This is a genomic window from Azospirillum sp. TSH64 (assembly GCF_003116035.1).
Lineage (GTDB): Bacteria > Pseudomonadota > Alphaproteobacteria > Azospirillales > Azospirillaceae > Azospirillum.
This window is the reverse complement of record NZ_LGQW01000015.1, coordinates 4898246-4905751: the sequence shown is the minus strand read 5'-3', so window position 1 is coordinate 4905751 and position 7506 is coordinate 4898246. Positions and strand designations below refer to the sequence as shown.

The 7506-nt window shown below is 67.0% G+C and carries 9 protein-coding genes; 7 read left to right on the top strand and 2 right to left on the bottom strand.

Translation table 11 applies throughout. The features are described 5' to 3' along the window. Nucleotides 1–394 precede the first annotated feature (394 nt). Nucleotides 395–622 carry a hypothetical protein gene (locus TSH64_RS23545; protein WP_109448707.1) on the top strand — a complete coding sequence of 76 codons (228 nt, stop codon included), beginning with the start codon at nucleotides 395–397 and terminating at the stop codon, nucleotides 620–622. Here the strand turns inward: TSH64_RS23545 and TSH64_RS23540 are convergent. Beyond that, nucleotides 613–1380, bottom strand: coding sequence for a glycosyltransferase family 2 protein (locus TSH64_RS23540; protein ID WP_109448705.1), 768 nt, complete (start codon nucleotides 1378–1380; stop codon nucleotides 613–615). The genes TSH64_RS23545 and TSH64_RS23540 overlap by 10 nt on opposite strands. Nucleotides 1381–1488: 108 nt before the next feature. Here TSH64_RS23540 and TSH64_RS23535 point away from each other — a divergent pair, with 108 nt between their 5' ends. Then, complete coding sequence (locus TSH64_RS23535) at nucleotides 1489–1896, top strand: DUF423 domain-containing protein (RefSeq protein ID WP_109448703.1); 408 nt, start codon at nucleotides 1489–1491, stop codon at nucleotides 1894–1896. A gap of 70 nt (nucleotides 1897–1966) precedes the next feature. Here the strand turns inward: TSH64_RS23535 and TSH64_RS23530 are convergent, their stop codons facing one another. Continuing rightward, complete coding sequence (locus TSH64_RS23530; protein ID WP_109448701.1) at nucleotides 1967–2356, bottom strand: metalloregulator ArsR/SmtB family transcription factor; 390 nt, start codon at nucleotides 2354–2356, stop codon at nucleotides 1967–1969. A gap of 336 nt (nucleotides 2357–2692) precedes the next feature. Between TSH64_RS23530 and TSH64_RS23525 the strand changes: the two genes are divergently transcribed. From TSH64_RS23525 to dxs, 5 genes are all read left to right on the top strand, one after another. Beyond that, nucleotides 2693–2920, top strand: coding sequence for a sulfurtransferase TusA family protein (locus tag TSH64_RS23525; RefSeq protein WP_109448699.1), 228 nt, complete (start codon nucleotides 2693–2695; stop codon nucleotides 2918–2920). 205 nt (nucleotides 2921–3125) lie between these two features. Continuing rightward, entirely contained in the window at nucleotides 3126–4055 is a 930-nt protein-coding gene (locus TSH64_RS23520; protein ID WP_085086121.1) for a histone deacetylase family protein, read from the top strand. A 174-nt stretch (nucleotides 4056–4229) separates the two neighbouring features. Next, nucleotides 4230–4508: an exodeoxyribonuclease VII small subunit gene (locus TSH64_RS23515; protein WP_109448697.1), complete on the top strand. Its 279-nt coding sequence runs from the start codon at nucleotides 4230–4232 to the stop codon at nucleotides 4506–4508. 1 nt (nucleotide 4509) lies between these two features. Then, complete coding sequence (locus TSH64_RS23510; RefSeq protein ID WP_199237645.1) at nucleotides 4510–5412, top strand: polyprenyl synthetase family protein; 903 nt, start codon at nucleotides 4510–4512, stop codon at nucleotides 5410–5412. Nucleotides 5413–5437: 25 nt separating this feature from the next. Beyond that, a complete protein-coding gene (gene dxs, locus TSH64_RS23505) occupies nucleotides 5438–7351 on the top strand; it encodes a 1-deoxy-D-xylulose-5-phosphate synthase (protein WP_109448695.1) in 1914 nt (637 codons plus the stop codon). Nucleotides 7352–7506 lie beyond the last annotated feature (155 nt).

The window sequence follows — 7506 nt, the reverse complement described above, 5'->3', positions numbered from 1 at the left end:
CCCCCCCCCGGGGGGGGTGGGGGGGGCGCCCCCCCCCGCCACGCCAGTCCGGCGGTCCGCCGCGCCATTCGCGGCCACGATCGCCCCGCCAGCCGTCACGCCAGCCATCATGGGCGGCGGCCGTGCCGACGGAAGCACCCAGCATCGATCCGGCGACCAGAGCGCCCAGAACCACGGCTTTCAATCCAGTACCAATGCGGCCAGTCATTCCGGCGTCCTCCTGGTGTCGGGGGTATCTTGTCCCCTCATGAGCCGATGAACGTCGCCCCTCCCGCTTTCATTCCACCCGGTCGCAAAAGATTTCGTCATATCGCTTTGGTTATGAGGGGCGGGCGCGCGAATGTCACCGTGGCCCCTCTTTTCCGCTCCGGGCATTTATGGTAAATGATCGGGCATGGTAGAGACCCGACGCACCGGCGACCGTTCGAACGAGCCGATCCGCCCCGACTCCGGTGGCGGGCGCGTCCCCGCATCCGGTGCGCGCGCCCGTGCGGAGGGCGTTGTCCAGCAGGGGCGTCAGCGGGTTCCGACCTTGCGCGAACTCGCTGCCCTGGTGGTCAACGGCGTGCTGACCCTGCCGCGCAACTACCGCCGCGGCATGTTCCTCGACGTTCAGGTGTAGGCGGCCGCCTCCGGGCCGAAAAGCCGCTCGATCAGCAGCGGCGGCAGCTCGTATTGCGGCAGGCACAGGCTGGTGCTGCGGGCATGCAGCGTGTGCAGGCACAGCCCCTCCGCATCCGGAAAGGCGCCGACGCGGAAGCGCTGGCGGGCGGCCTTCACGAAAGGCGCATCCTCGCAGGCGTTCACCGCCGGAAAGCGCGCCGTCTCCCAAACCGGCCGGCGGTAGGCGTAGGAGAAGCCATACCCGTCGAGGTTGTCGGGCGAGGCAGGTGCATCCGGCGCTTCGACATGGTCGCAAGTCTGCCGGCCCCAGCGATGGTGCGATCCGCCGCGCGCCGTATCCCAATAGCCGAAGCGCCGGTGCGGCACGCTGTAGAGGAACCAGCCCGACAGCTTGACGAGATCGTACCCCTGTTCCAGCCAGCCCAGCATGCGCTCCACATAGACCGGAGCGTAGAAATCGTCGTCGTCCATGTGGACGATCACCGATCCCCTGGCATGCTCGGCCAGGATGTTGCGCTTCTCGCCGATGGCGTAGCGGCTGGGAGAGTAGAAATATTTGAGCCGCGGATTCGCCAGCGGCTTCAGATAGGCCGAGGGACGCGGGCTGTCGTCGAACACCAGCCACTCGATCTCGCCATGGGTCTGCGCCTGGATGCAGGCGTGCAGGCGGGGCAGAAACTCCTCCCGCTGCCAAGTGGGCGTGACGATGCTGACCAGGGGCGCGCTGACCAGGGAAGCGGATGCAGGAGAGGACATTGTGCTTCCTTGCTCGGGCGCAGGGCCTGCGTGTAGACAGGCGACAGGATAGCACCGCCTCCCGGCCCTGCACATGGGCCGGGGGCATGGGAACGGGAAGGACGCCCCTTGGGACTGATCGACCGCATCTGGATCGTCTTCGCCGCGCTGAATGGCGCCGTGGCGGTCGGCACCGGCGCCTATGCCAGCCACGCGCTGGCCGCCCAATCGCAGGCCCAGGAATGGTTCCGCATCGCCGGGCAGTACCAGCTGGCCCATGCGCTGGCGCTCGTCCTGTTGGTGGCGCTCGGTGGGCGGATGGGGAGCGGACGGATGGAGGGCGGCGGGACGGGAGGTCTGGCTCTGCGGATCGCCGGCTGGCTGTTCGTCGCCGGGATCCTGCTGTTCTGCGGCACGCTCTATGCGCTGGCGACGGTCGGCCCGCTGCCGGTGCCGATGACGGCGCCGGCCGGTGGATGGTGCCTCATGCTGGGCTGGGTGGCGCTGGCGACCGCGGCGCTGCGGTCGCGCGGCTGAGGCCCGCAGCTTACAGTCGAGAGCGCTCGATGGGGCGCTCGATCGGCGGCGCCCGTTCGGTCTCGGGCGGTCAGCCGGCTGCGGCGGCGCGCAGGTCGGAACGGCCGGTGGTCTGGTCGAGGTCGCGCTCCTCGTCGTCCGACGTTTCGGCGACATCCTCGGCGGCCTGCGTGCAGTAAAGGCCGTGCAGCGTGGTCATGATGGTCTGCGCCTCATGCCCGTTCAGCGAGTAGTAGATGTTCTGGGCGCTGCGCCGCGTGCGGACCAGATTGTCGTTGCGAAGCCGGGCCAGATGCTGGGACAGCGCCGACTGGCTGAGGCCGACCAGATCCTCCAGTTCGCCCACCGACCGCTCGCCCTGGCTCAAATGGCACAGGATGAGCAGGCGCCGCTCGTTGCACATCGCCTTCAACAGCGCACTCGCCCGGCGGGCGTTGGCCTGCAAATCCTCGATCTTCATCGCTTTACCGTCGCCCTGTCCGTTCCGATTCGTTTTGCGCCCGAGCCGTCGTTGCGCGGCTTGGCAAAGAAAAATGCTCGTATCCTAGTATATTCGTACCTCACGGGATTTGTCCACCTGTGGGAATCCAGCATGCGGAACATGCCGCTGCTTGGTGCCACCGTAGGCTTGAGCGTCGCGATCCTCACTGTGCTCCAGCTTTTTCTCGCATCGCGAAGCAAAGGCGATGGGGCTGTATCAGCCACCGGTTGTGATCGATAATCAACCGCATTGGGCTTTGCAGCCCTCCCACCATGCATCGTGACAGCAGATGGCTGGTCGGGTAGCATTTTTCCCATGACCGACCATCCGTTGAATACCAAGGGCTTGCAATGCCCGCTCCCCGTCCTGCGTGCCCGCAAGGCGATCAAGGCCATCGCCATCGGCGACACCCTGACGGTGGAGGCGACCGATCCCGGTGCCCGCAAGGATTTTCCCGCCTTTTGCGAGGCGACAGGCAACCGCCTGCTGTCGGTCGTGGAGGAGGACGGCATCCTGCGTTTCGTCATCGAGCGCGCGGCCTGACCCGAACGGCCGGCCGCGGCGCCGCTGGCATCGCATCCGTTCGTACCCCAATCTTGCCGTGTCACGGATTGCCTCCGCTCCCGAAAGTGGGCTGTGACGAATCGTCCTGGATTCAGCCTGTACTTTCATTAGCGATGCGGGAAGAATGGTTTTCGGAAACGCCGCCTTTACCGCCCGAAAACCAACGATAACGACCGAAAAATCGATGTTCACCACCCTGTTCACCCACCCGGCGTGCCTGGAGCACGACACGGGTCTCGGTCATCCCGAATGCTCCGACCGCCTGCGCGCCGTGCTCGCCGCACTGGAGACGGAGGAGTTCCACATGCTGGAACGGCAGGAGGCGCCGCGCGCCACGGTTGAACAGCTTCTGCGGGCGCATCCGCAGTCGCACATCGACCGCGTGCTGTCCCTGATCCCCGATGTGGAGCATGCGGGCGTCGATGCCGACACGGTCGTCTCGCCCGGATCGGGGGAGGCGGCGCTGCGCGCGGCCGGCGCCGTCTGCGCCGCGGTCGATGCGGTGGCGACCGGCCAGTCGCGCAACGCCTTCTGCGCCGTCCGCCCGCCCGGCCACCATGCGGAGCGGGAGAAGGCGATGGGATTCTGCCTGTTCAACAACGCCGCCGTCGGCGCCTTCCATGCCCGCGCCGTCCATGGGTTGCAGCGCGTGGCGGTGATGGACTTCGACGTCCATCACGGCAACGGCACGCAGGACATCCTGCAGTTCGATCCCGACATGCTCTATTGCTCGACCCACCAGTCGCCGCTCTATCCCGGCACCGGCGATGCCGGCGAGAAGGGCGAGTACGGCAACTGCGTCAACGCGCCGCTGCCTGCCATGGCGGGATCGCCCGAGTTCCGCCACGCGATGACGCACGTCATCCTGCCGGCCATCGACCATTTCAAGCCCGACCTGCTGATCATTTCGGCCGGGTTCGACGCCCATTCGCGCGATCCGCTGGCCGGCCTGCACCTGATCGACGACGATTTCGTCTGGGCCACGCGCAAGCTGGGCGAACTGGCCCGCACCCATTGCGGCGCACGCATCGTCTCGGTGCTGGAGGGGGGCTACAACCTTCGCGCCCTGGCCTCGGCGAGTGCGGCCCATGTGCGGGAACTGATGTACTGCTGACCGGAGCGTTCCCCATGGGACGGCAGGCTTTGTCTCCCGAAAGGGGTAGCTCTGCCCGAACGCATAGGCTGCCCAGCGGCCGAACATAGTCCGCAAGGGCCGGGGTACGGGAGTGCCTCGGGCCTTGCGCCCGACGAGGGCGGGGCATACCTTCGCGGGCTTGAGGTTCCATCGATGGTTCTGCCCGACATGCCCCCTTCCGCCGCTTCTGTTCCCATTCCGCCCGACATCGCCGCCCTCAGTTTCGAGGATGCGCTCGCCGAACTGGAGCGGATCGTTCGCCAGCTTGAGGAAGGTCGCGGCAAGCTGGACGATGCCATCTCCTCCTACGAGCGGGGCACGGCGCTGAAGCGTCATTGCGAGATGAAACTGCGCGAGGCGCAGGCCAAGATCGACCGCATCACCGTAAGCGCCGACGGCTCCATCGGCACCGAACCCGCCCGGATCGACTGACGTGCAGACCATTCCCCAATCCGATTTGAAGTCCGCCATGGCGGAGATCGCCCAGGCCGTCGAGATGAAGATCGGCGCCCTGCTGCCGACCACCGATCTGGCTGAGGCGCGTGTGTTCGACGCCATGCGCTATGGCTGCCTGAATGGCGGCAAGCGGCTGCGCCCCTTCCTGGTGATGCAGTCCTCCGCCCTGTTCGGGGTGAACCCGGACTGCGCCATCCGCGCCGCGGCGGCGGTGGAGATGGTCCACAGCTATTCGCTGGTCCACGACGACCTGCCGGCGATGGACGATGGCGAGTTGCGGCGCGGCCGGCCGACCTGCCACCGCCAGTTCGACGAGGCGACCGCCATCCTGGCCGGCGACGGGCTGCTGACGCTCGCCTTCGAGGTGTTGGCCGATCCGGCGACGCACGAAGACCCCAACATCCGCTGCCAGCTGGTGACGGCGCTGGCCAAGGCGGCCGGCGGCCACGGCATGGTCGGCGGCCAGATGCTGGATCTGATCGCGGAGCATGAGACGTTCGACCTGGGGACCACCACCCGGCTGCAACGCATGAAGACCGGCGAGATGATCGCCTTCTCCTGCGAGGCCGGCGGCATCCTGGGCAAGGCGAACCCGCCGCAGCGCACCGCCCTGCGTGCCTATGCCCACGATCTCGGCCTCGCCTTCCAGATCGTCGACGATCTGCTCGATGTGGAAGGCACGGCGGAGGAGACCGGCAAGACCGTCGGCCGCGACGCCCAGGCGGGCAAGGCGACCTTCGTGTCGATCCTCGGCCGCGACCGCGCCCGTGCACAGGCGGAAATGCTTGCCAATCAGGCTTCGCAGCACTTGGACATTTTCGATGGGCGTGCCGATATGTTGAAGGCCGTCGCCGACTTCGTCGTCGCGCGCCGCGCCTGACCAGAGCTTTGAGGACCATCACGACGTGACCGCCACCAAGACCCCGCTGCTCGACCTTTGTCCGACGCCAGCCAAGCTGCGGGCTCTCAAGCCCGAGCAGCTCCGCCAGTTCGCAGACGAGTTGCGCACCGAGACGGTGGACGCCGTTTCGGTGACCGGCGGGCATCTCGGCGCCGGGCTGGGGGTGGTCGAGCTGACGGCGGCGCTGCATTACGTGTTCGACACGCCCTACGACCGGCTCATCTGGGACGTCGGGCACCAGTGTTATCCGCACAAGATCCTGACCGGTCGGCGCGACCGCATCCGCACGCTCCGCATGGGCGGGGGCCTCAGCGGCTTCACCAAGCGGTCGGAGAGCGAATACGATCCGTTCGGCGCCGGTCACAGCTCCACCTCCATCTCCGCCGGCCTCGGCATGGCGGTCGCCAGCAAGATCAAGGGCGAGCGACGCAACGTCATCGCCGTCATCGGCGACGGCTCGATGAGCGCCGGCATGGCGTACGAGGCGATGAACAACGCCGCCTCGACCAAGTCGCGTCTGATCGTCATCCTCAACGACAACGACATGTCCATCGCCCCGCCAGTCGGTGCGATGAGCGCCTATCTGTCGCGGCTGATCTCGTCCAAGCCCTACCTGTCCCTGCGCCATCTGGCGAAGGAGATCGCCGACCAGTTGCCGCGCCCGCTGCGCAACGCCGCCCGCCGGGCGGAGGAATATGCCCGCGGCATGGTCACCGGCGGCACCCTGTTCGAGGAACTGGGCTTCTACTACATCGGTCCCATCGACGGGCACAATCTGGACCATCTGCTGCCGGTGCTTCAGAACGTCCGCGATGCCGACGACGACAAGCCGGTGCTGATCCATGTCGTCACCAAGAAGGGCAAGGGCTATGGCCCGGCGGAGGAGTCAGCCGACAAGCTGCACGCCGTCGCCAAGTTCGACGTGGTGACCGGCGCCCAGTCCAAGCCGAAGTCGAACGCCCCGACCTACACCCGCGTCTTCGCCCAGAGCCTGATCGCCGAGGCAGCCGTCGATCCGAGCATCGTCGGCATCACCGCCGCCATGCCGTCGGGCACCGGGCTGGACCTGTTCGGGGAGCGCTTCCCCGACCGCTGCTTCGACGTCGGCATTGCCGAACAGCATGCAGTGACCTTCGCCGCCGGCATGGCGACGGAGGGGTTCAAGCCCTTCTGCGCCATCTATTCCACCTTCCTCCAGCGCGCTTACGATCAGGTCATCCATGACGTCGTGCTGCAGCATCTCCCGGTGCGCTTCGCGCTGGACCGCGCCGGTCTGGTGGGCGCCGACGGGGCGACCCATGCCGGGTCGTTCGACACCGCCTATCTCGGCTGCCTGCCCGACATCGTCCTGATGGCGGCGGCGGACGAGCTGGAGTTGATGCACATGGTGGCGACCCAGGCCGCCATCGACGACCGCGCCTCGGCCCTGCGCTATCCGCGCGGCGAGGGTGTGGGGCTGGAACTGCCTGACCGCGGCAGCATCCTGCCAATCGGCAAGGGCCGCATTCTTCAGGAAGGCACCAAGATCGCCATCCTCAGCTACGGCACCCGGTTGGGCGAAGCCCGGCGCGCGGCGGCGGAGCTGGCGGCGCGCGGCCTGTCGACGACGCTGGCCGATGCCCGCTTCGCCAAGCCGCTGGACGAGGATATGGTCCGCCGCCTTGCCCTGGGGCATGAGGTTCTGATCACCATCGAGGAGGGGTCGGTCGGTGGATTCGGCAGCTTCGTGCTGCAATTCCTGGCCACGAGCGGGTTGCTCGACGGCGGGCTGAAAATCCGGCCGATGGTTCTGCCCGATGTCTATCTCGACCACGACTCGCCGGCCAAGCAGTATGAGACCGCCGGCCTGAGCGCCCAGCACATTGTCCATACGGCGCTGCAGGCGTTGGGAATCGAGAGCGCTGCCGCCCGCGCGTGACCTTCAATGGTGTTACGCCTTCCGAACGTCGTAATGCCATTTGTCTAGCAAGGTTTCGGGTTGTTGGGCTGGTGCGGAGCGCAAGCCACGCCTTACACTATCCAGGCTGAAATGGTAGCCCGCCGACACCGGAGGGACGAGCCAACGGCAGGATG